The 24750-nt window shown below is 67.4% G+C and carries 19 protein-coding genes; 9 read left to right on the top strand and 10 right to left on the bottom strand.

Annotated features, from left to right (window positions below):
• Positions 1 to 72 precede the first annotated feature (72 nt).
• Positions 73 to 900: a metallophosphoesterase gene (locus H6717_23035; protein MCB9579921.1), complete on the top strand. Its 828-nt coding sequence runs from the start codon at positions 73 to 75 to the stop codon at positions 898 to 900.
• 35 nt (positions 901 to 935) lie between these two features.
• Positions 936 to 1526: a hypothetical protein gene (locus H6717_23030; GenBank protein MCB9579920.1), complete on the top strand. Its 591-nt coding sequence runs from the start codon at positions 936 to 938 to the stop codon at positions 1524 to 1526.
• On the opposite strand, the gene H6717_23025 is transcribed toward H6717_23030, so the two are convergent.
• Positions 1508 to 2395, bottom strand: coding sequence for a flippase-like domain-containing protein (locus H6717_23025; protein ID MCB9579919.1), 888 nt, complete (start codon positions 2393 to 2395; stop codon positions 1508 to 1510). The genes H6717_23030 and H6717_23025 overlap by 19 nt on opposite strands.
• 53 nt (positions 2396 to 2448) lie before the next feature.
• Positions 2449 to 4563 carry a DUF2079 domain-containing protein gene (locus H6717_23020; GenBank protein MCB9579918.1) on the bottom strand — a complete coding sequence of 705 codons (2115 nt, stop codon included), beginning with the start codon at positions 4561 to 4563 and terminating at the stop codon, positions 2449 to 2451.
• Positions 4564 to 4690: 127 nt separating this feature from the next.
• Here H6717_23020 and H6717_23015 point away from each other — a divergent pair, with 127 nt between their 5' ends.
• The 4 genes from H6717_23015 (at position 4691) to tsaD (ending at position 11382) form a co-directional block, all read left to right on the top strand.
• On the top strand, positions 4691 to 5614 hold the full coding sequence (locus H6717_23015) for a hypothetical protein (protein MCB9579917.1): 924 nt from the start codon (positions 4691 to 4693) through the stop codon (positions 5612 to 5614).
• Positions 5615 to 5717: 103 nt separating this feature from the next.
• Positions 5718 to 9824, top strand: a complete 4107-nt coding sequence (locus H6717_23010) for a HEAT repeat domain-containing protein (GenBank protein ID MCB9579916.1) — start codon at positions 5718 to 5720, stop codon at positions 9822 to 9824.
• Positions 9821 to 10330 (top strand): hypothetical protein, encoded by a 510-nt coding sequence (locus tag H6717_23005; GenBank protein MCB9579915.1) that lies wholly within the window; start codon positions 9821 to 9823, stop codon positions 10328 to 10330. Before H6717_23010 ends, H6717_23005 begins: the two co-directional genes overlap by 4 nt.
• Complete coding sequence (tsaD, locus tag H6717_23000; protein MCB9579914.1) at positions 10327 to 11382, top strand: tRNA (adenosine(37)-N6)-threonylcarbamoyltransferase complex transferase subunit TsaD; 1056 nt, start codon at positions 10327 to 10329, stop codon at positions 11380 to 11382. Before H6717_23005 ends, tsaD begins: the two co-directional genes overlap by 4 nt.
• On the opposite strand, the gene H6717_22995 is transcribed toward tsaD, so the two are convergent.
• Genes H6717_22995 through H6717_22985 form a run of 3 tightly spaced genes read right to left on the bottom strand, consistent with a single transcriptional unit; the run spans position 11379 to position 15600 of the window.
• A complete protein-coding gene (locus H6717_22995) occupies positions 11379 to 12431 on the bottom strand; it encodes an ATP-binding protein (GenBank protein MCB9579913.1) in 1053 nt (350 codons plus the stop codon). The genes tsaD and H6717_22995 overlap by 4 nt on opposite strands.
• Positions 12428 to 13540, bottom strand: coding sequence for an FIST C-terminal domain-containing protein (locus H6717_22990; GenBank protein ID MCB9579912.1), 1113 nt, complete (start codon positions 13538 to 13540; stop codon positions 12428 to 12430). Before H6717_22990 ends, H6717_22995 begins: the two co-directional genes overlap by 4 nt.
• A gap of 59 nt (positions 13541 to 13599) precedes the next feature.
• Complete coding sequence (locus H6717_22985) at positions 13600 to 15600, bottom strand: PilZ domain-containing protein (protein MCB9579911.1); 2001 nt, start codon at positions 15598 to 15600, stop codon at positions 13600 to 13602.
• A gap of 149 nt (positions 15601 to 15749) precedes the next feature.
• Between H6717_22985 and H6717_22980 the strand changes: the two genes are divergently transcribed.
• Complete coding sequence (locus H6717_22980) at positions 15750 to 16727, top strand: FHA domain-containing protein (GenBank protein ID MCB9579910.1); 978 nt, start codon at positions 15750 to 15752, stop codon at positions 16725 to 16727.
• Between the two features lie 127 nt (positions 16728 to 16854).
• The gene (locus H6717_22975; protein MCB9579909.1) at positions 16855 to 17640 is read left to right on the top strand and encodes an META domain-containing protein; all 786 of its coding nucleotides are present in this window, start codon (positions 16855 to 16857) and stop codon (positions 17638 to 17640) included.
• Positions 17641 to 17643: 3 nt separating this feature from the next.
• Here the strand turns inward: H6717_22975 and H6717_22970 are convergent, their stop codons facing one another.
• The 5 genes from H6717_22970 to H6717_22950 form a co-directional block, all read right to left on the bottom strand.
• Positions 17644 to 19488: a tetratricopeptide repeat protein gene (locus tag H6717_22970; GenBank protein ID MCB9579908.1), complete on the bottom strand. Its 1845-nt coding sequence runs from the start codon at positions 19486 to 19488 to the stop codon at positions 17644 to 17646.
• A gap of 65 nt (positions 19489 to 19553) precedes the next feature.
• Complete coding sequence (locus H6717_22965; protein MCB9579907.1) at positions 19554 to 20357, bottom strand: SDR family oxidoreductase; 804 nt, start codon at positions 20355 to 20357, stop codon at positions 19554 to 19556.
• A 41-nt stretch (positions 20358 to 20398) separates the two neighbouring features.
• The gene (locus H6717_22960; protein ID MCB9579906.1) at positions 20399 to 21484 is read right to left on the bottom strand and encodes a DUF1648 domain-containing protein; all 1086 of its coding nucleotides are present in this window, start codon (positions 21482 to 21484) and stop codon (positions 20399 to 20401) included.
• A gap of 4 nt (positions 21485 to 21488) precedes the next feature.
• On the bottom strand, positions 21489 to 21881 hold the full coding sequence (locus H6717_22955) for a GntR family transcriptional regulator (GenBank protein MCB9579905.1): 393 nt from the start codon (positions 21879 to 21881) through the stop codon (positions 21489 to 21491).
• 81 nt (positions 21882 to 21962) lie between these two features.
• Positions 21963 to 23948, bottom strand: coding sequence for a PAS domain S-box protein (locus H6717_22950; protein MCB9579904.1), 1986 nt, complete (start codon positions 23946 to 23948; stop codon positions 21963 to 21965).
• A gap of 76 nt (positions 23949 to 24024) precedes the next feature.
• Between H6717_22950 and H6717_22945 the strand changes: the two genes are divergently transcribed.
• Positions 24025 to 24735 carry a phosphoadenylyl-sulfate reductase gene (locus H6717_22945; GenBank protein ID MCB9579903.1) on the top strand — a complete coding sequence of 237 codons (711 nt, stop codon included), beginning with the start codon at positions 24025 to 24027 and terminating at the stop codon, positions 24733 to 24735.
• The last annotated feature ends 15 nt before the right edge of the window (positions 24736 to 24750 follow it).

Raw genomic sequence — 24750 nt, 5'->3', positions numbered from 1 at the left:
GGCGTTCTGCCACGACGCGATCGTCGAATCCGTCGGCGCACGGTCGGCACGACTCCTGCGATGTCGACGCACATGGATTCGCTTTCGCGCCCGGTGCTCGCGGCGACGTTACTGGTCGCGTCGAGCTGTCTGCGCTTCACACCATTTTCCACCGAGCCGTCGGAGCGGGACCTGACACAGAAGAACCTCGCGCGCATCGCGGCTCAGGAGCAAACGCTGCCCTTTTCCTTCGTCGCCCTGGGCGACACCCACGACGGCTACGACGAGCTGTCCGGTACGGTGAAGGCCATCAACGCGCGCAACGACATCCGCTTCGTGGTCGTGGCGGGCGACATGTCGGACCGCAGCCTTCTGGGGGAATTCGAGCTGACTCAAGCGCGCTTGGGCGACATTCGAGTGCCGGTGCTGACGGTGATCGGCAATCACGACGCCATCGCCGACGGCCCGGAAATCTATCGCAAGATGTACGGGCCGCTGAACTACACGTTCAGCTACGCCGGCACCAAGTTCGTGATGTTCAACTCGAACTCGCTCGAGTTCCCGCACGTGGCGCCGGACCGCGAGTGGCTCACGAAGGAGACTCAGTCTCGGGAGGGCGCGGAGCGGCTGATCTGGGTCACGCATCAGCCCGTCTACGCGCCAGCGGACATCCCCAACGGCGGCTCCAAGGAGTTCTATCGACAGCTCTTGGAAGCGGAGCCGGTCGACCTGGTCGTTCACGGCCACCTGCTCGACTACGCCCTCGGCACCTACGAAGGAACGACCTTGCTGCAGTGCTCGACCCACGAGTACTCCGCGGTGTTCACGGTGGTGACCGTAGCCGAGACGAGCATCACCTTCTCGCGCTGCCACTACGACGACTGCGAGAGCGTCACGCCGGCATCGGAGATGCCAGAATGAAACGCTCGGCAGCTCTCCTTCTCGCGTGCGCCGCGATGTCGATCGCAGCCAGCGCCGCGGCTCGGGACACGGGCGATGAAAGTCCGAGGAACGATCGCGATCGCGACCGCCTCGGGCCGCTGGTGCCGGACTTCGCGCGCCTGGCGACGGGAGGCTGGCTCGGCGCGGCCAACCTGGCGCTGGGCTACGCGGTGTTCGACGACGTGCTGAACGCCAGCGTGGGTTACGGCTTCACGCCGGAACGAGAGGCGGGCCACCGCGTCCACAACCTCGACGTGACGCTCACGGTGCGGCCCTTCGAGCTCGGCATCGGAGATTTTCGCTTCGTGCCCGTCTACGTCGGCGGCGGCGGAATGTACGTCGTCGGCAACGAGTACGAGGTCCAGTATCCGTACCGCTACCGGAGAATCGTCGCCCACTACTACTACCCGACGGCCCTGCATTGGTTCGCGCTGCTGGGCGGCGAAGTGGGGCTCCACGTGGACGACCCGTTCTTCGATCGCCATGCGTTCTTCTATCAGGTGGTGGGCTTGGACACGTTCATCACGTCGTACTTCGACAACGATGCGACGTTGGACGTGACCGACGTGCTGAGCAGTCAGATCGGCTATCGCGCTTCCTGGTGACGCTTGCGAGCGAGGGGGCGAGTGAGCAAGAACACGCTGACCTCCACCACCAGCGTGGTGATGCGAGAGAGCACCGCCGCGGACAGCGCGCCCGTCGCCCCCACCACCGGCGCCATCCCCGCAGACAAGATCGCTTCGCGCACTCCCGCGCCAGCCGGCGCCACCAGCGCCAAGAAGCCCGCGATGAGCGCCACCGGAAAGAAGCCCGCGGCCGCCAGCGCCGCTGCGTGGCTCGCGCCGATGGCGAGGGCCATCAAGTAGCCGTGCAGTACCCAGGTGCCCCAATAGGCGGCGTGGATGAGCGGGAGGATCAGCGGCACCAGAGGGCCCGCGCCGCCCGCGCCAATGCGACGCAGGAGCGCCTTGGGGAAGTACTTGCGATCCACGAACATGAGGGCGGCGACGCCCACGGCGAAGCCCACGAGCAGCACCGTGAACCAGGGACCGAGCAGTGCCTCTTGCCCACGGGTTTGGCCATGCGCCAGAGCCAGCGTGCCGAAGCCGACGACGCCGCCCATGGCCGAGAAGCTGAGCATTTCGATGAACACCGAAACACCGGCCACCGCGGGCTCCACGCCCAGGGTCGCGGCGCCTGCCATGCGCACCAGGGGCAAGCCCACCTTTCCCGGGACGTAGCGGGCCATCATGCTCTCCACGTGGAGCGCGATGGCGGGCGCCCAAGGCACGGGCTTCCCAGACATGCGTGAGAGCAACAGCGTCCAACCCCATGCTTGCAAGAGCCCCCCCGCGGCCAGGGGCAAGGTGGAGAGGGCGACGAGCCACCAGCTGACGGACAGCGTGTTGGGATCCCAGCGACGACCGAGATCCTCGAAGGTCCAAACCACGAAGCCGAGGGCCGCGAGGCCCATCAAGACCCTGAGCGCACGTCCGAGTGGGGACCGGCGGGGCGCCGGTCCGTCCGTCATAGCTTCCAGTCGCGGATCAACGCCGCGTTGCCCGACGTGTCGTGGCCCTTCTTCAGCACGACGAACTCGCCCACCCGCTTGAGCACACCGTACTCCCCGCTCTTCACGGCCCGAGTGAAGAACGGACGCGTCTTTTCGTAGTCGAGCTCTTTACGAGACGCGAGCATGTAGTCCGCTCCATACAAGCCGCGTCGCATGGCGTACATGTACCGGCGCGACGAAACCTGGGCGCCGATGCCTTCCGTCGCCACGACGGAGGCGTCCTTCGGGATCACGCTGATCGTCTCCCGGAGATCCGCGAGGCGGTCCTTTTCCTTCTGACTGAACCCGAATTCGATGTCGAAGTAGCCCCCGCGCACCGAATGGTCCCGGGCCGAGAACGCACCGTAGTTGTAGCTGCTCACCGACACGGCGAGCGCCAGGGCGGCGAGAGCGCCCCGCATGCGGGCCACGCCGTTCTCCTTCTCGATCGCCGACAGCGCCAGGGGAACGGCCAAGAACAGGTAGGGCACCCAGTGCATCACGTACTGGAACGAGAACCCGAAGATGGGTTTGTAGTCCGTGACCAGCATGGTGAGCAGCGCGCCGGGGATCAGCGCGACCCACAGGTACCAGCGACGCACGGGCAAGAACGCGATGGGCACCAAGAGGTGCATCAAATAGAAGAATTTGTCCTTGGTCAGGATCTTGTCGAGGGTGAACAGCGGGTTCGAGATCAGCGTCTTGGCCACGCTCACGAAGCCCTCTTGCCCCGGCGAGAACAGGCCCTTGTACATGCTGGGAAACCACCAGTCCCCGGCCTTGTCCATGATCAGCAAGCGAAGGATCAGAAACCAGACGGTGCTCACTGCCGCCATCACGATCCCTGGCAGTGGGCGGTGCCCGGTGAGCACCAGGAACGTGCCGCCGATGGCCAAGCCCACCGGGACGTCCTCCCGCATCAAGCTGGCGCAAATGAAGGCCAGCACCAACGGCACCCAGCGGCGCGTCTCCACCGCCCAGTACACGGCAAGCACGAAGAAGCCGGACAGCGACAGATACTTCGACTCGCAGAAGTTCGCGCTGTGCATCGGGTAGTAGCACAGGTACGCGATGGCCACGGCGGCTGCGACCCAGGGCCGCACGTGGCGCTTGGCGAAACCGAACAGCGGCAACGCGCCGAGGCCCAAGAGCGCGGACTGGATCACGATGAGCGTTTCCGGCTTCGGATACAGCGCGTAGATCGGCAAGATCACGTACTGGCCGAGCTTGGCGTGGATCGCCAAGTACTTGCCCGGGTCCTTGCCCATCGTGACGGTGCTCTCCATGTGTCCGCCCTTGAGGGCGGAGTAGATGAGATTGTTGTCGATGGAGAGATCGAAGTTGTGCGTCCTGAGCTTGTAGTGCCAGCGCAGGTTGTAGAAGCTCATGAACGCGATGTAGAAAATCGTTCCCGCGACCACGACGATGAGCGGGCCGTGCTTCCGCCAAACCTCCGGGAGCGCTTTCCTGACGCGCTCGATCAATCGCGACACCCTGTCCGGCATCGCGCGGAAGGAGTGGACGAAGAGCATCTCCGCCACCAAGGTGACGGCGAGGAGCAGCGGCAGCAGGGTCTCGTGCTTCCCCTGCCACGGCTTCCAGCGGTAGAGCTGTGGAAGCGCCGGCGCCAGGATGAGCGGGGACGCGAACCACAGCCAACGCTCCACGGTGCTGCGCACCACGCCGCGGCGCTCGAGCAGGAAGATCGCCACGAAGACCGCCGCGGCGCCCACCACCAGGCCCACGCCGAGGCTCGCGATCATGCGCATGCGCTGCGGCATCGCGATGTCGTTGTGGGTCAGGAAGCGCGTGACCCAGGTGGCCTTGAAGGTGAACTGCGCCCACGCCACCAGGGCCAGGCCGATCACTCCGCCCAGGGTGACCGAACGAGCGAGGATCCCCCAGCGGTTGTCCAGATCCGAAACCGCAGGGGGCGGCGCAGCGCTACCCGCAGTGTCGCTGACATTTTCCGGTGACGCCGCTTCCGCGTCGGACGACGCTGGTGCATCTTCCGATGGCGGCGTCGCTTCCGCCTCGTCTTCCGAAGTCGCTTCCGGCTCCGTGGTTTCGGGATCGTCCGTCTCGGACATGCCCTGGCCGTTTACCACGCAGGGCGACTCGGGAGCCACCGAACCCGCCCCGACGAAGGCAGCGATGTGCTAAGGCCGTAGTCGGTTTTTCCCTCGCAGGCGTGTGGGCAGCACGAGGAGCACGAGGATGAATTCGCGAACGATCACTCGTTGGGGCTTTGCGGTAGTGGCGGTGTGCCTTGGAGCAGCATCCTGCGGACGCTCCACCATCGATTTCGGCCCGATTCCGGATCCCGATGCCGGCGCCGGCACTGGTGGCCTGTCAGTTTTGGACGGAGGCGGGGGCGTGGGTAACTCCGGCGGCGTGTCCGGAGACGGCGGTGGGGCCGCGATCGGTGGAGACGGGGGCACTGGCGGCTCGTGCCTGAGCGTCGCCCAGAACGAGTGCGACGACTGCACCTGCACGGAGTGCGGGGACGTGTGGTCGACCTGCGCGGACGAGAGCGGCTGCCTCGACATCCTCGCCTGCGCCGATCAATCCGGCTGCAGCGGCGTGGACTGCTACCTCGGGCCATGCCAGGCGGTCATCGATCAGAACGGCGGGCCGTTCAGCAACGCGACGAACGCGGCACAAACCGTCGCCAACTGTCGCACCAAGCTCAACTGCCCGTGCGGCGGCGGCACCGGTGGCAGCGGCGGCACGGCGGGCACCGGCGGAACCACTGGCGGCGGGGGCTCCGGCGGATTCGGGAACTTCGGCGGCTTTGGCGGCTTCGGCGGCGGTACGGGGGGAACCGGCGGCGGCGGGCCCCTGGCCTGCCTCAGCTGCATCACCCAACAGTGCCCCTCGGCTCAGGACTGCCTGTTCGACAACGTGTGCCGCGACGGCGTGATCTGCGCCTTCCAGTCGTGCCTGTCCGGCGGCCCGGGCGGCCTCAACCTGCAGTGCATGCTCCAGTGCTTCAATGGGGACTTCCAGGCCGCGCTGAAGGCGTTCAACGCCGTGCAGTGCGTGTTCGGACAGTGCGGCCAGCAGTGTGCGAACGGCATCCCTGGGCTTCCGGGCGGCGGATTTCCGGGCGGTGGTGGCGGCGGCACGCCTCCGCCCTGAGGTTCCGCGGCGAACCAACAAACCTCGCCAAGGGAAGGGGGCGCGCGCTGTCGAACGTTCAGTGATTGGCGGCGCCCTCCGCGGACGCGTAGGCTAACTCCCCGTGAAGCTACGACCCTTGCTCGGTGGCCTGGTGACGGCCCTGATGGCGGCCCTGGCGGCCCCTCCCGCCGATGCGGCCCCGGGCTCCGGCAACCTGCTGGGGCAATTCAATCCCGGCGGTCGCCAGAAGCCGAAGCCTGGCTTTCACCCCGGGGGGCGACCGAAGCCCGGGGGGCGACCGAAGCCCGGTGGCAAACCAGTGGTCAAGCCCTCGGCAGAGAAGCCGAAGGGACCGAGCAACGACGCGCTGATCGCGCGCTACACGGGCATCGTGCTGTCGCAGCCGGGGGCGCAGTTCCCGCTGCAACGTCTGGCGGAGCTGTACCGCGAACGGGACGGCAACCTGCAAAAGCTGGTGGAGGAGTTCGAGAAGCGCGCAGCCAAGCCGGATCAGTGGAACGCGATGGTGGCGCTGGCGGGCATCTACAAGCAGGACGGTCAGTACGACCGCGCCATCGCGACCTACGACAAGGCGATCCAGCAGAAGCCCAAGGACCCGACGGCGCTGATGGCGCTGGCCCACGTGCTGCAAGATCGCGGGGACAAGGCCGGTGCTTTCAGTCGCTACGAGAAGGCGCTGCCCCTGATCAAGAACGACGCCGAGAAAGAGCAGACGCTGCGTACGCTGATGCAGCTCGCCCTCGACCTCAAGCACTGGGACGACGCCAAGAAGTACCACAAGCAGCTGGTGACCCGGGCCAAGGGCTCCTTCTACGTGAAGGGGGAGCTGGCGCGCGAGCTGATGCTGCGCAACGAGCATCAGCGCGCCGTGGACGAGTACCGCGAAGTGGTGAAGGCGGCCGCTGGCGACAACCGCGTGCTGGCGCCGGCCCTCCGGGATCTGGGGCGCGCCCTGGCCAAGCTGGGCAAGAAGAAAGAAGCCATGACCACGCTGCGACGCGCGCTGCACGCCGCGGGCAGCCAGTCCGGCATTCGCACCGAGATCTACGACATCATCGTCGGCGTCTATCGTGACGAAGACCGGCTGCGGGAGCTCATCACGGAGCTCGAGAAAGACAACGTCCAGGACTACGACCGGCTGCGCATGCTGGGTGGTCTGTATGAAGAGACCGGACAGGTGGACAAGGCCCTGGCCACCTACAAGAAGGCGCTGGCGAAGAAGTCCGGGGACATCTCCACGCGGCTCAAGGTGGTGCAGCTGCTTCAGATCCAGGGCGAGCTGGATCAGGCGATCAAGGAATACGAAGCGCTGATCCGCGCGGCGCCGCGCAACCCGGACTACGTGTTCCAGCTGGCGGAAGCGCTGATCCAACGCGGAGATCGCCAAAAGGCCCTGGAGCAGCTGAAGAAGCTGGAGGCGCGCTCGGGTCAGGACGAGGAAACGTTGGCGGCGCTGGTCGACTTCTACGAGCGAGTGGAAGAGAAGGACCGCGCCATGGAGGTGCTGCAGCGCCTCAGCAAGATGGGGTCCCACGACCCACGTCACCTGGTGGAGCTCGGGGATCGCTATTGGCAGGAGGGCGACAAGAAGAAGGCCATGACCACCTGGCAGCGGATCAAGGTGGTGGTGACCGATCGCGCGCGTGCGGAGTCCACCATGGGCGAGGTGTACCTCGAGCACGACATGCCGGACAAAGCGCTGGAGTCGCTGCGGGAGGCGATGAAGCTCTCGCCCAAGCTCATCAAGTACAAGAAGGCCTACGCGCTGGCGCTGGAGCGTACCGGCGCCTCGGCCTCGGGGCGCGACACCCGCAACCGCCAGTACGACGAGGCGCGGCGGCTGTGGGAGCAGATGCTCAAGGAGTCCGGCGACAACAAGTACCTGGCGCGGGAAGCGCGCACGCACATCGTCACGCTGTGGAGCCTCTCCGGCCAGTTGGAGCAGCGGGCAGCGCCCTTGGCGCGGCGGCTGAAGTCCACGCCGCCGGATCTGGACGCCGGGCGCCTGTTGGCGGAGGTGCAGATTCGCTTGCGGCGCTACGCAGATGCAGAGCGCACCCTCAAGCTGGTGGTGAAGAGCGCCCCTGGCGACGCGCCGAGCCTGGCGACCTTGGAGCGCGTGCTGGTGCTGCAGAAGAAGCTGCGCGAAGCCATCGACGTGCTCAAGAAGCTGGTGGAAGCGGAGCCCAAGCGGGCGCGCGAGTACTACCAGCGCATGGCCCAGTACGCCGCGGAGCTGTACAAGGACGACGAGGCCATCCGCTACGCGGCCAAGGCGGTGGAGCTGAGCCCGGACGACGCCGAAGGGCACCGGAAGCTCGGCGAAATGTACCGCCGGCGGCAGGACAACAAGAAGGCCATCCAAGCGTTCCGCCAGGCCATCGCCAAGAACGACCGGCTGTTCCCGGTGTACTTCCAGCTGGCGGAGCTGCTCATCAGCCAGGGGGATCTGCAGGAGGCGGACCGCTTGTTGCGCCGCGTGGTGCGCGCCTCGCCGGACGAAGAGCTGGTGGCGCAGGCCGCACGGCTGAGCATGCAGATCAACCTGGGCCGCGGCACGCTGGAGTCGCTGGAGAAGGAGCTCTTGCCCGTCGCGCTGGGCAATCCGCAGAAGCCCATCTACCGGCGGCTTCTGGTGGACATCTACGGCGCGCTGGCATTCCCGCTCGCGCACCAGACCAAGAGCTCGGACCCCAAAGTCGCCGAAAAGGCACGCGAGTCCCTGCGGCGCATCGGCGAGCGCGCCGTCAAGCCGCTGTTGGACGCACTGACGGACGACAACGACGCGCAGCAACGCATCGCCATCGAGCTGCTCTCGTACATCGAAAACAAGAGCGCGGGCTCCGCCCTGTTCGCCTTCGCCACGGGCAACGCGGATTCGGAGCTCCGAGCTCGTGCCATGATCGCCGTGGGGGCGCTGAGGGATCCGGCGCTGCTGCCCAAGCTCGGTGAGCTGCTCGCCCCCGGCGGGGAGATCCGCTCCGACGAATCGGATCCGGTGATGGTGGCCGCGGCCTGGGGCGTGGCCCGCATGCGCTCGCCGGCGGCGCGGGAGCTCTTGACTCACATGGTGAAGAGCGACGCACCGAGCATCCGGGCCCTGGGTGCCATGGGCCTCGGCTTCATCGGCGACAAGAAGAGCGGCCCCCTGCTGGCTGGAGTGGCGCGGTCCATGGAGGCCGGCCCGCTGCCGCGTGCTGCGGCGGCCTTCGCGCTGGGGGAGATCAGCGACAAGTCCGCGGCGGACGTGCTGACGCAGCTCGGGGAGTCGAGCGATGCCACGGTGCGCGGCGCGGCCGTCACCGCCCTCGCACGCATCGGCGCGCCGGGGGCACCGCGCGCGATCTCGGAAGCGCTGGTGAGCCCGGATCCCGAGCTGCGGCGCGCCGGCACCGCCGCGGCCTTGGTGCTGGCGACGGGCAAGTACGCCCACACCCGCGAGGTCCCGCCGGAAGGGCGGGTGGACGTTCGCGAGCTGATCCGCGGTCTGCTGCCGGAGGGCTACTCGGCCGACGACGAGACCAAGGCGCTCGCGACCATCGCCCCGGCGCTGGCCCACGCCAGCGTGTCCGCGGTGCAGAGCTCTCCCGAGCGCGCCCGCGCGGTCGCCGATGCGCTCTTGGCCCGCGGCGGCAAGCCGGCCTTTGGTCCCCTCACCCAGGATCTCGACAAGGCGAGCGCGGCGGGCAAGAAGCGCGCGGTCGCCGCCGCCGAGACCATCGCCAGCGCGGTGGTCCCCGCCTTCGTGACGTTGGCCAGCCACCCTGCGCCGGAAACGCGAGTGCGCGCCATCCAGGTGCTCGCGGTGCGACCCGAGGCCGCCGCACAGAAGACCGTGCTGGACGCCTTGGGGGACACCGACGACAGCGTTCGACGCGCCGCCCTGGCGGCGGTGGAGCGCGCCAAGCCGAAGGGCGGCATCGAGGCCGTCACCGCGCTGCTCGACAAGGCCACGGAGTGGCCGGCGCGGGTTCGCGCCGCGGAAGCTCTCGGTGTGCTCGCTTCCGGCAAACGCAACGACAAGGCCATCGCCGCCTTGACACGCGCCGCGGAAACGGACGAAACCGCTCTGGTGCGAGAAGCGGCGGTGGTGGCCCTGGGCAAGATCGACCCGAACGCGGCGCGGGGCGCGCTCGAGCGCGTGGCCGACAAGGACGCGGAGCCGCGCGTGCGAAAGGCGGCCCGGCAAGCGTTGGGCAAGCCATGAAGCGCGCGCTGTTGCTGGTGGTGCTGCTGTCGGGCTGCCGCACGTTGGATCGCTTCGATACCAGTGATGGCGCTGCCTACTGCGGCTCGATCGTGAGCGCTCAGTTCGTACGCCAGGGCTACCCGCCGGATCTGCGGCTGGCGCTGACACTGGACATGAACCACTTGGGCAGCACGCCGGGCACCATCACCACGGACGATGCGGAAACCGGACCGTGCGTGCCTTCGCCCCGCTTCGATCACGCCGTGCTCCACGCCAGCAGCGAGGTCCAGAGCGATCAGCTGTCCACCCTCGACTTCGGAACGGGCCGGGATTTCAATTTCGTCGCCTGGACGGAGTCGAGCTGCGAGGGTCCTGCCCTGGCCGTGGTGTCGCTGATGAAGAACGACGACGTGGAGGTACGGCTGCTGCGTCCCCCGCCAGCCACGACACCACCGGACCCGCCGAAGGCCGCGGGCTTCGCGCTGTTTCAGCTCGAACGGCGCAGCGGTGGTTGCGGCTACTGATGCAAGTCCTCGGCATCGAAACCTCCTGCGACGAGACCGGCGCCGCGGTCGTCACCCAAGGCGGCAGCGTGCTCTCGGACGTGGTGCACAGTCAGGTGAAGCTGCACGCTCCCTATGGCGGCGTGGTCCCGGAGCTGGCTTCCCGAGACCACATGAAGAACGCGCGTCCGGTGATCGAAGCCGCCCTCGAAGGCATTGGCCTCGACGCCATCGGCGGCATCGCCGTCACCGCGCGTCCGGGGCTCTCTGGGGCTCTGCTCGTGGGCGTGCAGCTCGCCCGCGGCCTCGCCTGGGCCACGGGCAAGCCGCTGGTGGGCGTGGACCACCTGGTGGGACACTTGTTGGCGGTGAACCTGCGTTTTCCCGGCCTGCGGGAGCCGGAGCCCGCGGAGCCACCCTACGTGGCGCTTCTGGCTTCCGGAGGCCACACCGCGCTCTATCGCGTGGACGGACAGGAGCTGACGGACATCCAAGAGCTGGGCGCCACGCGAGACGACGCCGCCGGGGAAGCCTTCGACAAGGTCGCCAAGCTTTTGGGCCTCGGCTACCCCGGCGGACCCGTGATCGATCGCCTCGCTCGTGAAGGGGACCCCGACGCCATCGCGCTCTCCAAACCGATGCCCCAGCGGGATTCCCTCGAGTTCAGCTTCAGCGGGCTGAAGACCAACGTGCAACGTTGGGTCACCAATCACGGCCGCCCGGGGGACGACGCGACCCTCCGCGATCTGTGCGCGGCGTTTCAGCGCCGCGTGGTGGACACGTTGGTCAAGAAGGCGCTCCGCGCCGTGGAGCAAGAGAACGTGCGCACCTTGGTGCTGGCGGGCGGCGTGGCCGCGAATCGCGAGCTCCGGGAGCGCGCCGACGCAGCCTGCGAACGCGCCGGCGTGCGCCTCGTGGTCCCGCATCTGCGCGCGTGCACGGACAATGCGGCCATGATCGCCTTCGCGGGTGCGGCCCGGCTGGCGCGGGGGGAGAGCGATCTCGCGGCGCTGGAGACGAGTCCGCACACGGCCCTGGCCAGCGTGACCCGCAAAGGGCGCGGTCGTCGCTAACGGCCCACGGCCGACATCGTTTCCATCGACGGCCGCGTCTTGGTTCGTAGGTCGCTCTGTCCCCGCGGAAGCTTGATCAGAAAAGTGGTGGGCTGCGTGGCAAGGAGCTCGAGCGCGCCGCCGTGGTGCTCGGTCACGATGGAACGAGCGATCGCGAGCCCCTGCCCAGTGCCCTTTCCTACCGGCTTGGTGGTGAAGAACGGATCGAACACTCTGCTCCGGAGGGTTTCGGGGACGCCGGGGCCGCTATCCGAGATCGAGACGTACACTGCCGCCTCGTCGCTCCAAGTACGGACCACGATCTTGCCCTTCTCGTCGCCGCTCACCACCTCGCCAATCGCCTGAGCCGAGTTGACGATCATGTTCAGGAACACCTGATTGAGCTCCGCCCGCAGCGCCGGAACCAACGGCAGGCCCGGTTCCAGCTCGAGCTCCACCTCGGACACGTACTTCCACTCGTTGCGACACACGGTGACGGTCGTTTCCAGTGAATCGTTGATGTCGGTGGGCTCTTTCTCCTCACTGCCGGGGTGGGCGAAGGATCGCATGCCCTGCACCAGCCTGCTCACGGCCGCCACACCCTCGATGGTCTGGTCGACGGCGGGCCCCACGCGCTCCTTGACGAATTCCACCTTTCGACTCGGCTTCACCGTGTCCCCGACGGCTGCTTCCAGACGGGCCACGTAACCGAGCAACTCGGTGAACGCCGTCTGCAAGAACGCGGTGTTATCTCCGATGTACTGCATCGGCGTGTTGATCTCGTGAGCGATGCCCGCCGCGAGCTGCCCGATGGCTTCCAGCTTCTGCGCGCTCAAGAGCTGGGCCTGCGTGCGCCCGAGCTCGTCCAGCGCGGCTTGCAGCTCTCCCTGTCGGCTCGCAAGCTCATGGGTCCGCTCGTGCACGAGTTGCTCCAAGCTGAGCATCTGCAGCGTGAGAGGCACGTCCGTGGAGGCTTCGGAGAGGCCACGTTCCATCGCATCGCTGAGGGCATCTATGGTGCGCTGCGCCGCCTCCAGCTCGGCCTCGAGCTCGGCGACCCGGCTCTTCACGGGGCACCGCCGATGGCGATGCCGGTGAACGTCTGATTGATGTGGACCGCGTTGTACTGCTCGCCGTAGGTGCTGAAGCCGATCACGCCCAGGTCGGCGAAGTGCTTGCCCACCTGCGCGATCATGCCGTTGGACTCCATCTCCAGGCGCCGCAGGATGCAGTCACAGCCGATCACCAGCTGCGGCTCGCCCAGAGACTCTCGAAGCTCCGTGATAGCGGACTCCACGGCGTCCATGAAGCCGCCTTGACGCCCCACTCTCAACACCAACCCGGCGTCGATGGCGCAGAAGAATGTGATGCTTCGGTCTGCGTTCACACGCGCCAGCGAGCGGGTAAAGTACTCCGTGCCGATGCGCAACAGCAGCGGATGTTTGGAGAAGACCTGCGAGGTGAGCTCGCTCTCCTTCACTCCCACGGCGTTCGCGTACACCGCCGTCGCCGGCTTGCCGTTGATCTCGTACACGGTCCGAGTGCTGGCGTCCGCCCGGGTGATCACCAGCCGTTGATCCGATGGCAGGTGGTGCTGGAACTTCACCGGCGCGACGGGCAAGTCCGTCTCGAACAGGTGCAGCACGGCGATGTGCTGACGGAACCTGCCGTCGAAGTACACGTGGGTCTCGGAAAAGTGGAGGTCGTCTCCCGCCGACCCGCCCACGATCGGCAGTCTGGGCAACGCCGCGTGGAGGGTGGCCATCAGGCGCTCTTCCTTGAGGGACAGGCCGTCCACCAGGACGAGGCCGAAGGCGAGCTTCGACTTGGGTCGCAGCAGGACGATCTCGGCAGCGACCTCGCTCACGGAAGCGGCGATGTCATCCAGCGGGATCACGAAGGAGTGCACCTTCAGGGGTCCGGCCACGCTTGCCGCCGTCACCCCGCCCACGGTGAAGCCGTCGGGGCCGATCTGACCTGCCGTCGTGCAGGAGATCACCGGGCAATCGAAGCTCTGCTTCAGACCCGGACCGAGCTCTCCAAGGTCCACCTCCGGAGAGGTGAAGGCGAGCACGCAGGCGAGCTCCGGTTGGCTGAGCTGCTCCCGCAGTGCGGAAATGGCGGACGCCGTGCTCGAAGCTCGCACTTCGGCACGGCGGAGGCTGAGGGTGCCCTCCATGGAACCTCGACGTGTTGTGGGTCGATGTTCTGAACGGCACCCCGCAGGCTGTCTTGAGCTCAGTGCTTCTTCTTGCTCTTCTTCTTCGAGCTCTTCTTGTGGCTCTTCTTGCTGCTCTTGACGGCGCCGGTCTTGGAGTCCGCCGGAGCGCTGATCAAGAACTCCACGAAGTCTCGACGCAGGCGAACCCGATAGCCGGGCACGCTCTCGCGGAACTGGAAGGTGATCTCCGCGCCCGAGGAGCCGTTGCGGGTCTTCACGCGAGCGATGCGAGAATCCCGCTTCTCGATGCCTCGGGGGGACTCCATAACCTTCACCCCAGGAACCACCACGGTGAAGCCCGTCGGGTTGATGGCGCCCTTGATGGCGCCGCCAGGCTGGTCCAGACGCAGCCGGTGAATGGTGGGCAGATGCAGGCGACCGCGTCCCCAAGGCTTCACGTCCGCGGGGTTCGCCTTGCTAGTCGTCGGCTTCTTCTCTTCCTTGTCGCCCCAGGTCTCGTCCTCCACCTGGTCCGCGGCAGCCTTCTCCTTGGCTTCCTCGTCCTCACCGGCGCCTTCCGGGGTCGCCAGCTCGGGTGGGGGGCCCAGGGGCGCGGGCTCCATGGTGGCCATCGGCGTGGGGCCGAACAGCGGAACGTCTGCGGTCACGCCGTCGGAGCTCGCCGGGGGCGCGTCCTTCAGCACCGGCAGTTTCGCCGTCTCGGCGGGAGGCTGATCCGTGGCGATGGGATTGCCCTGCTCGTCCACCGCGGTCACGTCTCCACTGGGGGACTCGGCAGCCACGGTCATGCTCACCGCGGGCCCGTCCACGTCCGCTCCAGGCGGCGAGGCGGGCTTCTTCATGGCGATCACTCCCACCGTGACCAGCAGTACGACAAGGGCTCCGGCGCCCGCGATCTTCTTCGCCTTGGGGTTGTGCTTGAGCCCCGCCAGCTTGCCGCCCTTGGGTGCAGGGCTCGCTTCCGTCTTGGGTGCCGCTTGCGACTGCGGACGCAGCCGGCGCCCTTCGACGGACAGCACGCCCGAAGGCGGAGCCGCGGTGGTCCGGCGCGGCCGGTCCTCGGCCTTCTCGCTCTTCGCTCGCTTGTACTCGGCGATCTTGGCGCCGGCTCCCTTGAAGAAGCGACCCATGCCGCTCGCCGCCGTCACGCTCACGTGGGCCAGCACGGCGCCGGTCTTCTTGGCAGCTTCTCCTGCCCCGGCCGCCACCACGCCCAGGCGGTCGCGCATGGCGCCGGCGTCCTCGATCACCTCGTCTTCTTCCGGGAACTCCGCGGGGGCTTCCGGAGACATGTCGTCCGCCATGTCCAGCGGCTCCGAGACGGGCATGAAAGTGGCGCCACGCACCGGGGAACGCGAGGTGCTCACCTCGCTGTCGATCACGCTGGGCTCCGGGGTGTGCTCCTCCACGTCCGAGAAGCGCAGCGAGACCACCAGTTGCGGAACGCGGGACTGGGGATCGATCACCACGTCCACTGCGTGGATCTCCGCAGGCCGTCGGCCGCCGTGGCTCAGGTCCTCCAGCTCCAGCGGTCGCCCGACCTTCAGGAACTCGAGGTTGGAGGAAACGTGCACTCGCCGCTGCGTGCCCTGGCGTACGGACGCCTTCATCGGCGACCCCAGGCCGTCGATGTGCAAACGCACGCGGGCGCCGGGCTCCGGGGCCTCGGGCCCCTGCTCCACCGCGACCTCTTCTTCTTCTGGCTCGGGCTCGGCCTGCTTTTCGCCCAAGCCGCACAGCGAGGCGAGGGCGTCCACGCTGCCACTGTCCAGCGCCGTGAACTTGATGCCGAACTCACCGCCCCGCTCGGCCGGATCGCACCAGGCGACCTCGCCCTCGACCACGATTTCTCGGCCATCGTGCTCGAAGCGGCACACCAGCGGTGAGCCGATCTCGGGCAAGTAGGCGGTGCGAACGTGCATGCCGCGTCCGGAAACGTCGACGGATTCGGCTTCGAACGCCGGCGCTCCCCCCACATCGCGCCCGCAGATCTCGACCAGAGCTTCCAAGGGGACACGGGACAAGCCCGATGCACGGCGTTCCTGCTGCTCAGTCATTCTTGCCTCCCGGCGGCCCTGAAGGGCATGGCCCTCGGACCTTTCGTCTCCTCGGGACTAAGGCGCCGGGCCCGAACGGGCCAAATTTCGAGGATCGGGAGTCACCACTTCGTGGACAGATGGCCCCCCACTGATCAATATGCGCGGCGATGGCGCTCACTGTCGTGGTGCGCTCCGGCGATAGCGAATCGCCTCCAGCGATCACGTTCGACGCCCCCCGCATCGTCATTGGTCGCGGGGAGGGGTGTGAGGTGCGCCTCCCGGATCCCAGCATCAGCCATCGCCACGCCTCCATCCGCCAGCGGGGCACCGACTACATCGTCCTGGACGAGGGCAGCACGAACGGCACCTTCGTGGGGCCGGTGCGGCTGTCGCCTCAAGCGCCGCGGGTGCTGAAGAGCGGCGACCTGATTCGTGTCGGCCGCATCTGGCTGGAGGTGAAGATCGAGCAGGTCATGCCCACCCAGAATCCGGCCCTCGCCACCTGCGAGATCGCCCTGGGCCTGGTGGCCGATGCTCTCGGCGCCCAGGGCGAGCCCAAGGACACCAAGGTGGTCGTCGCCGAAGGCCCGGATGCCGGGCGCGAGCTGGTCCTGGCGGTGGGCAAGAGCTACGTCATCGGCCGGGGCAAGAGCGTGGACTTCCCCCTCGCCGACGTCGACGCCTCCCGGCGTCACGTGGAGGTGTTCCGCAAGGGGGACCACGTGATGGTCCGCGATCTGGGCTCCAAGAACGGATCGCGCTTGGGCGACGCGCCGCTGCCCCCGGACAAGGAACGCCCGTGGCCGGAAGGGGAGTCGGTGTTCATCGGACAGAACCGTCTGGTGTTCGAGGATCCCGTCTCCGACGCGCTGCAAGAGCTCGAGCGCGCCGCCGACGAGCACATGCGGGAGGACGATTCGGTGGACCCACCGCGGTCCGCACCCCTCGAGGAGACGCTACCCGCGGCCGAACCGCTGCCGGAGGCTCGCGGCGGAGCGCCCATCGCCGACGTCCCCCGCGCCGCTCCCCGTCCGGTCACGCCCAAGCGCGGTTGGAGCAGCACGGACGTCGCCGTCGCCCTGTTGGCGTTGTTCGTGCTGGGCCTGTCGATCGTCGGCCTCGTCTGGCTCTTCGGCAGCGAATAGGTCTTGTCGGGACGGCGCGGAACCTCGCGCCGCGCGTTACCGCGCCGAACCGGCAAAGATCAGGAGCTGTGGAGCGGCGGAACCTGTCGCACTGGACGAGCGCGCTGAGCGCGAACACACTTCCACCATGCTTTCGCGAATCATGGCGGCGATCTTGTTGGGTGGACTTTCGTGCAGTTGCAGCAGCTCCGGCGACCCGAGCGGAAGCTCCGCCGGCGGGCTCCAGGGCAGCCTCGATGGTCGCAGCTTCATCTCGGAAACCGTGGAGGGCCACACCCTGGTAGCGGGCTCCGAAGTGCGCATCGGGTTCAAGGGCAGCCAGCTCACGGCCACGGCGGGCTGCAACTCCTTCAGCAGCACGTACGACATCTCCGGCTCGAAGCTCGAGATCCTCGGCTACGGCATCACGGACATGGGCTGCGATCAGCAATACCTGGCGCAGGACGAGTGGCTCACCGGATTGTTGACGGGAGGCCCCACGCTCGAGCTCGCAGAGCCGCGGCTGATCATGACCAGCGCGGACGTGAAGATGACGCTGCTGGATCGAGAGTTGGCGAGCCCCGACCGCCCGCTGATCGGAACCCATTGGGTTGGCGATGGCTACAGCGACGGTCAAGCGGCCATCTTCAGCATCGCGTGGAAGGACGTGAACGCCTCCTTCACGCAGGATGGCCACGTGACGATCTTCAGCGGCTGCGAGACGGGCAGCGGCAGCTACCTGGCGAACGGCGGCTCCCTCGTCTTCGATGGCTTCGCGTACGACGGAGCGACCTGTCCGGACACGATGCACGAAGGGGCCTCCAACCACGTGAAGCAGGTGATCGATGGCTCCACGCTCGCCTTCGAGATCGAGGAAACGCGCCTATCCGTCCATCAGGGCCAGAACACGGTGTACTTCCGCGCGGTCGAGTAGCCCTCAGTCCTTCGGACCTTCGTCGTAGCCCCGCGGGCGGTACTTCTTCTCGACGCCGCCGTGCTCCTTGCCGCGGTACACGATCTCGGTTCCCAGATACGCGATCCAGCTGCCGGGGTGCTCGCCGGCGAGCTTCAGGAGCGCGTCCCGGTGACGTTCGATGGCGTGGTGGTCCCACAAGCACTGCAGCGCCAGTGAGATGAGATTGGGATCGTTGGGAGCCAGGTCGAAGCCGCGCGCATAGTGGGGCCACGCTTGGTCCGGCTTGTTCATCCGGCACAACGTGTCGCCGTAGTAGATGTGCGCCATGGGCCACTTGGGGGCGAGCTCGATGGCGCGACCATTGATGGCCAGGCGCTTGGGCAGATCCCCGAGGTGCGCGCCCACCATCACGGAGTAGTTCAAATGGGCCTTGGCGCTGTTCGGCACGGCGTCGCGCGTGGCGCGCCAGAAGGCGAGGTCGTCGGAGTAGTCGAGCGCGTGCATACGGGCGCGGATCCCCTGGAAGCCGAAGAAGAGCGCGACCACGAACACCGCCGCGCGGGGAAAGCGCCGCCCTTCGAGCAGCTTGCCGAACGCGATGGCCAGGATCCAGGCGCTGCCGATCACGGGCAGGTACCAAAAGCGCTCCGCCCGCACGGTGGGCAACAGCACGGGGATGTTGGAGTGTGGGAAATAGGCCACCGGCAGCCACACGAGGCCCACCGCCAGGAGGGCCGCGCTGCTGACCTTTTGGGAGAAGTCCGTGGTGCCGCCTCGGCGTTCCCGCCGCTCGACGACCAGCGCGCGGATCCAGAGCCCGATACCGAGCAGCGGCGGCCCCAAAAGCAGCAACCCGCCGAGCACGCTCTCGGGAAAGACCACGCGACTGGGCGCTGGTTCCTGAGGGAAGGAGTAGTCACCGGAGAGCCGCAAGGGGAACAGCACCTGCATCACGCCGCGGAAGTAGACGCGCAACGCCCCCGCCACTCGGTGGGGAAAGTCGGCGTCCACCAGCGGGTTGTTCATGGCGTCGTGAGGCAGTCGCGGCTGCTGGAACCAGCGCAAGAAGTCGTGCATCGCGCGTTTGGCGAGGGGCGCGCTCTGGGGCAACGGCTCGGCGAATTCCGGGGGCAACGTGACCGGAAAGAAGTGGCGCCGGAAGTAGGTGTAGAACACCAGCGCGGCCACGGAGGCCACCAGCGCGAGCAGCGTGCGCCAGACGCGATGCGGTCGCTCCCGGAACATGAGCGGCGCGAACACCAGGGCGCACCAGGCGACCAAGGGCAGCGCGACCAGGACGCTCTCCTTGCTGAAAAAGCCGATGGTCAGGGCACCGAACACGGCGAAGGGCATCACCCACATCCGGGTTCGGAGCGCGGCGACGGCGAGCAGCACGCCCAAGCCGCCGAGCACGTCCGCGATGCCCACCACGCCGGTGACCGCCTCCGTGAGCACCGCCGCGGTGAGGAACGCCGCGCCGGAGAGCCAGGCGACACCACGGCGGCGGGTGACGGCCAAGGTGATCCCCGCAACGATGGCGGCGTTCACCCCGTGCAGCAGCACGTTCACCCAGTGGTGCAACCAGGACGCATGGCTCAGCTGCCACAGGGCACGCCAGATCAGGTCCGGCAGCGGCCGGTAGGAGCCGATGCTGCGATCCGGCGGCAGTCCCCAGAAGTCGCGACGGAAGGCGTCCAGCCAGCCCAGGCCTTCGCCATTCACGTAAGGGTTCGCGAGCAGTGCCTCTTGCTCGTCGAAGATGTAGTTGGAGAGCGGGCTGCGTACGAACAGCAGCGCGGAGACCACGATCGCCGGCGTGAGCGCGACCCAGAACGTGGGATCCTGCTCCGTGAAGTAGCGACGCACCCAGTCCACGCGACGACGCCACCAAGGCGCGCGCGGCGCACGGCTGCCTTTGGCAGCCGCGGTGCTCAGCTCTGGGTCTGCGGTTCCTCGATCGGCCACACGTCGCCCCAGAGCGAGCCGCCGCCGTCAATGTAGTAGGTGGAGCCCGTCACGAAGTCATTTTGGTCGCTGGAAAGAAACACGATCACACGGCTCACCTCTTCCACGGAACCGAGCCGCTTGAGCGGAACCGCGCGCCGCGCGAGCTCCAGCGTTTCCTCGCCGTATTGCGCGGTCCCACTGGAGCGAATGGTGCCGGGAGCACAAGCATTCACGCGAATGCCATGGGCGGCCCACTCCACCGCCAGGGTCTTGGTCATGTTCTCGACGCCGGCCCGGGCGGCGCCGGTGTGCACCATGCCGGGAAAGCCGCGGGCGATGTCCGCGATCACGTTGACGATGCGTCCGCGCTTTGCCGGTAGCATCGCGAGATTGGCCACGGCGTGGGTCATGAAGAACAGGCCGCTCAGGTTGTTCTTGATCACCGCCTCGAAGCCCCGCGGCGAGAGGTTCTGCGCCGGGCATGGAAACTGGCCACCGGCGTTGTTCACCAGCACGTCGATCTTGCCGAAGCGTTCCAGCGCGGCACGGACGAAAGCCTCGCAGCTCTCCGGCTCGCGCACGTCCAACACGTGGCCGAAGGCGGAGCCGCCCAGCGCAGCGACGCCCTTGTCGACGTTCTCTTGCTTGCGACTGCCGATCGCCACGCTGGCCCCCAAGCTGGCCAGCTCGGACGCGACCGCGAGGCCGATTCCGGTGCCGCCGCCGGTGACGACGGCAACCTGTTCTGCAAACAGGTCCGGGGCGAAGATGCTGCGCGGCTTCGTCACCGGCCGCTTGGTACACCGAACCGCGCCGAGACGCCAGCCGCTCAGCGGGAGAACAGGGCCGTTGCTGCGGCCAAGACCAACGGCAACAGCGTCAATACGCCCAAGAACACCCAGGCACCGGGACGCGCGAAGTTCAGGGTCTGGCCGATGCCCCAACGCTTCGGAACGAACAGCGCAGGGTCTTCGGGCGCGTAGTAGATCATGCCGCGCCAGCGCCAGCCATCGGGACGCGTGCCGAGCACGTCGCTGCCGGCGAGGCGCTTGATCTCGCCTTGGATGCGCACCATCGGCAGCAAGAACGCCACCAAGGGCCCCACGATCGCGACGGCCATCAGCACCACGCTGAAGACGATGATCGCGCCCAATACCTCGCCGTTGCCCGGCATGCTGCCGTAGGCGATGCCCAGCCACATGACGGCCATGGACAAGTTCAGCCCGGCGATCATCGTCTCCACCATGCGCACCATCAGCGAACGGCGGCGGTGCTGCAGCCAGGCGTAACGTTCCGGCTCCTTGGGCGAGAGCACCCAGCGCTCCCGCGAGGCAGACCACGCGATCACCCACAACAAGGCGTAGTCGAACAGCAGGATGCCCCAGAACATCCACAGCTCTCCCGGGCTGCCCCAGCGGTTCACCCGTCCGGCGGCGTCCCAATGCAGGGGAACGCGCTCGGGGAGCTCCTGCCGCAAGAGCCAGAACAGCGCCGCGGGGATCACCACCAGCGCCAGGTTCGCCGCCGCCAAGGGCGCGGAGAGGTAGCTCGACAGCGGCGGCGGCGCGTCCAAGGGCACTACGAAGCGGCCCCCCGCCGCCGGCGGCGCGACGGTGCGCACCAGCACCAGCATCTCGCCCAGCATCCAAGCGATGGACAGCAGGGGCGCCACGGTGGCGACCAGCGTGAGCACCAGTACGTCGCTGGACAGCAGCGACACCGCGATCCCCACGACCACCACGGCGGCGTTGACCCAGAGCGTTCGCCGCACGCGAGCACGGTCCGTGTCGGTCGGCTCGCGGCCGAGGTCGAGAAAGAAGACGCGTTGGCCGGCGTTCACCCGAGCAATGAGGTGCACGGTGATGCCCACCAAGGCGATCGAAATGGCCAACGTGAGTCGGGCTGCTGTTTCCATGGCGTTACCTCGTGACCTGGGCGGCGAAGAAGCGATCCAGTGCTTCGGCGAAACGGCGTTCGATGCTGCGTCGGCTCTCGCCGGCCAGAACCCATCGGCTGATCACGTCGTGCAGACGGCGGTCGGCATCGTCGCCGGCGTCGCGATAGGGCGCGTCGGCGATGCGCACCTTGGCGCGGGAGCCATGCCGCAGATCCACCAGCCCCTCGTCGGAGAGCAGCCGATAGGCCCGCGCCACGGTGTTCTGGTTGATCCCGATTCGGGCGCCGAGCTGTCGCACGCTGGGCAGCTCGCTCCCGTCGGTCAACTGCCCGCGAGCGATGAGCCCCCGAATTTCCTCGACAATTTGCCGATAAACGGGGACCTCGCTGTCGAAGTCTACGGTCAGTGCCAGCATCGTTCTCCTGTATACTGTATACAGTCAGTAGACACTTGGGGCGGGGTCGTCAAGGGCTGGGCCCGCGGCGAACCGACAAAATCAGGAAGCGTCGAGCACGTCGCGGACGGTGGCCAACAGGGTGTCGGCGCCCACCGGCTTGTCCAGGAACGCGTTCGCGTCTGGCGGCGTCTCTCCGGTGCCCGAAAAGCAGATCACCCGCGCCTTCGGATGTTGGCGCCGCAGCTCGCTCAGCACCTGACGACCCGAGAGCCGCGGCAGCGACAGGTCGAGGAGCACCAAGTCGAACGTGTCGCGTCCAAAGCGCTCCAGCGCTTCGGCGCCGTCACCAGCGGTCGCGACGGAGTACCCCGCCTCTTCCAGAACCCGGAGCACGGCTCCCCGAACCAGCGCTTCGTCGTCCACCAAGAGTACGTGCTCCTTGCCGCCGACGGTCTCGGGAGGCGCCGGAGTGGACGGCGTCTTCTCCGGAGAGGGATCCGCGGGCAGGCAGATGTCGATGACGGTGCCGTGCTCTGCCCCCGCACTGCAGTCGATGACGCCGCCGTGCTCGCGAACGATGGCGTAGCTGGTGGCCAGCCCGAGGCCGGTTCCCTTGCCCACTTCCTTGGTGGTGAAGAAGGGCTCGAACACGCGGCGCCGCAGCTCCGCCGGTATGCCCGCGCCGTTGTCTTCGATGCGAACTCGGATCCACTCTCCCTTTGCGTGCTCGAGGGGAACGTCATCGGCGGAGATGCTCTCCACCGAAACCCAGATCCTTCGCTCACGATCGCCGACCTCATCGAGCGCGTCGCGGGCGTTCAGAAGAGCGTTCAGCACGACCTGCTCCAACTGGGTGGAATCCGCGCGCACCGGCAGCAGGGCGGGATCGCGCCGCAGCTCGATGCCGATCCCTCGATCGAAGGTGTTTCGGCACATCTCCACCGTTCGTTCCACCAGCGCGTCGAGCGCCTCCGAGCGCCGCTGCTCCGCGTGGTGTCTTCCCCCGGCGAACAGCATCAGCTGCCGCACGATCCGCGCAGCGCGAGTGGAGGCTTCGCGGGCGGCGTCCAACAAGCGCCGGATGTCCGGTGCCGCTCGCCGCGATGCCAGCTCCAGGTTGGGCAGGATCGCAGCGAGCATGTTGTTGAAGTTATGGGCGACGCCCGCTGCCAGCTGACCGACGGCTTCCATCTTCTGCGACTGCAGGAGCTGCTCTTCGAGAGCGCGCCGGTCGCTCACGTCCACGATGGCGCCCAGAAGTCGCGTCACCTGTCCGCTCTCGTCCGTTTGCGCATCCCCCTTGCACAGCACCCAGCGCGTCGAGCCTTCGGGCGTCTCGATCCTATGTTGAATGTCCTCGTACACCCCTGTTTCCACCGAGCGAAAGATCGCACCGCGCACGGCATCGCGATCGTCCGGGTGGATCAGAGCCAGGTACTCGTCGAAGCTGCCGGGGGACCAGCCTTCTTCCACGCCGAACAGACGACAGGTCTGCGTGTCCCAGCGAATGCGGTCACCCTCCCGGTCCCAGCTCCAGATGCCGATACCGCTGGCGGCCATGGTCAGATGCAGGCGCTCTTGGCTGTCCTTGAGCTCGAGCTGCGCTTGCCGGAGCTCGGTGATGTCCGTCGCCACCATCACCAGCGAGCGGGTCCCATCTCCGCGGGTCAGCGGCGCCAGGCGCGCGTGGTAGTGAGCGAGGCGACGATGGGGACCGAGCCCGGTGGAATCGAAGGCGCCGGCTTCTTCCGTTTCCAGCACCTGCTCGAGGCAGCGGCGCGCGGGCTCTCGGGACTCCTCCGACAAGAAGTCGAAGATGGGCATTCCCAACACGCCTTCCAGCTCGAAGCCGGGCGCGGTCTGGTTCATGAATCTGATGCGGCCTTCGGTGTCCAGCTCGAGGATGTAATCGGGCACCCCTTCGAGCACCGCGCGCTGAATCTCTTCGGAGCCTCGCGCGGCGCGCAGGCGTTCCGTGAGCTCACTCACGCGAGCGCGCAACGCCTCGAGTTCATTCGGAGCTTCACTATCGGCGTCGGACACCACACCCTCGATCAGACTCCCCGCCGCGAGATACTCGTTCACACGATACCCCAGGTGCCGGCCCCGAGGACAGGCCCCCTGGCTGCTCGGGGTGGGCTGAACTACGCTTCTCCCTCCCATGCTGGACGTCCAAGCCGCTGCTCGCGAGCTCGCCGACGCGCCGCCCGGCGCCATCGTGAAGCGGGCCCTGGAGGAATTCGGGACGGATCTCGCGATCAGCTTCAGCGGCGCGGAAGACGTGCTCCTGATCGAGCTGGCGCACCAGAGCGGGCTGCCCTACCGGGTGTTCAGTCTCGACACCGGTCGCCTACATCCGGAGACCTACCGCTTCTTCGATCGCGTGGAGAAGCACTATGGCATTCGCATCGAGTACTGCTTTCCCGATGCCGAACGCGTTCAAGCGTTGGTCCGTGCCAAGGGCATGTTCTCGTTCTACGAGGACGGACACCAGGAGTGCTGCGCCATTCGCAAGGTGGGCCCGCTGAAACGCCAGCTCGCCGGCTTGTCCGCGTGGATGACGGGCCAGCGGCGGGATCAGAGCCCCACCCGCGCGGAGGTCGCCATCGTGGCGCTGGACGACGCGCACACGGGCAAGGCCGGCGGGCCCCTGGTCAAGTGGAACCCGCTGGCCAACGTGGAGCTCGACTACGTGTGGGCCAGCATCCAGGGCTTCGAGGTGCCGCACAACGAGCTGCACGCCCGCGGCATGGTGAGCATCGGATGCGAGCCGTGCACCCGCCCCATCTTGCCCGGGCAGCACGAACGTGACGGTCGCTGGTGGTGGGAGCGCGCCTCCGACAAGGAATGCGGCCTCCACGTGAAGAAGTGATTCTTTTGTTGGTCC

It is taken from the genome of Polyangiaceae bacterium (assembly GCA_020633235.1).
In the GTDB taxonomy this organism is placed as follows: domain Bacteria; phylum Myxococcota_A; class Polyangia; order Polyangiales; family Polyangiaceae; genus JACKEA01.
This window is presented reverse-complemented; position numbering and strand designations above follow the sequence as displayed.

Coding starts and splice junctions, on each gene's coding strand:
- H6717_23030 (MCB9579920.1), top strand. CDS start 936: ATGTCGATCGCAGCCAGCGCCGCGGCTCGGGACACGGGCGATGAAAGT.
- H6717_22985 (MCB9579911.1), bottom strand. CDS start 15,600: ATGACTGAGCAGCAGGAACGCCGTGCATCGGGCTTGTCCCGTGTCCCC.
- H6717_22945 (MCB9579903.1), top strand. CDS start 24,025: ATGCTGGACGTCCAAGCCGCTGCTCGCGAGCTCGCCGACGCGCCGCCC.
- H6717_22975 (MCB9579909.1), top strand. CDS start 16,855: ATGCTTTCGCGAATCATGGCGGCGATCTTGTTGGGTGGACTTTCGTGC.
- H6717_22960 (MCB9579906.1), bottom strand. CDS start 21,484: ATGGAAACAGCAGCCCGACTCACGTTGGCCATTTCGATCGCCTTGGTG.
- H6717_22955 (MCB9579905.1), bottom strand. CDS start 21,881: ATGCTGGCACTGACCGTAGACTTCGACAGCGAGGTCCCCGTTTATCGG.
- H6717_23035 (MCB9579921.1), top strand. CDS start 73: ATGGATTCGCTTTCGCGCCCGGTGCTCGCGGCGACGTTACTGGTCGCG.
- H6717_23020 (MCB9579918.1), bottom strand. CDS start 4,563: ATGTCCGAGACGGACGATCCCGAAACCACGGAGCCGGAAGCGACTTCG.
- H6717_23005 (MCB9579915.1), top strand. CDS start 9,821: ATGAAGCGCGCGCTGTTGCTGGTGGTGCTGCTGTCGGGCTGCCGCACG.
- H6717_22990 (MCB9579912.1), bottom strand. CDS start 13,540: ATGGAGGGCACCCTCAGCCTCCGCCGTGCCGAAGTGCGAGCTTCGAGC.
- H6717_22980 (MCB9579910.1), top strand. CDS start 15,750: ATGGCGCTCACTGTCGTGGTGCGCTCCGGCGATAGCGAATCGCCTCCA.
- H6717_23025 (MCB9579919.1), bottom strand. CDS start 2,395: ATGGGCCTCGCGGCCCTCGGCTTCGTGGTTTGGACCTTCGAGGATCTC.
- H6717_23015 (MCB9579917.1), top strand. CDS start 4,691: ATGAATTCGCGAACGATCACTCGTTGGGGCTTTGCGGTAGTGGCGGTG.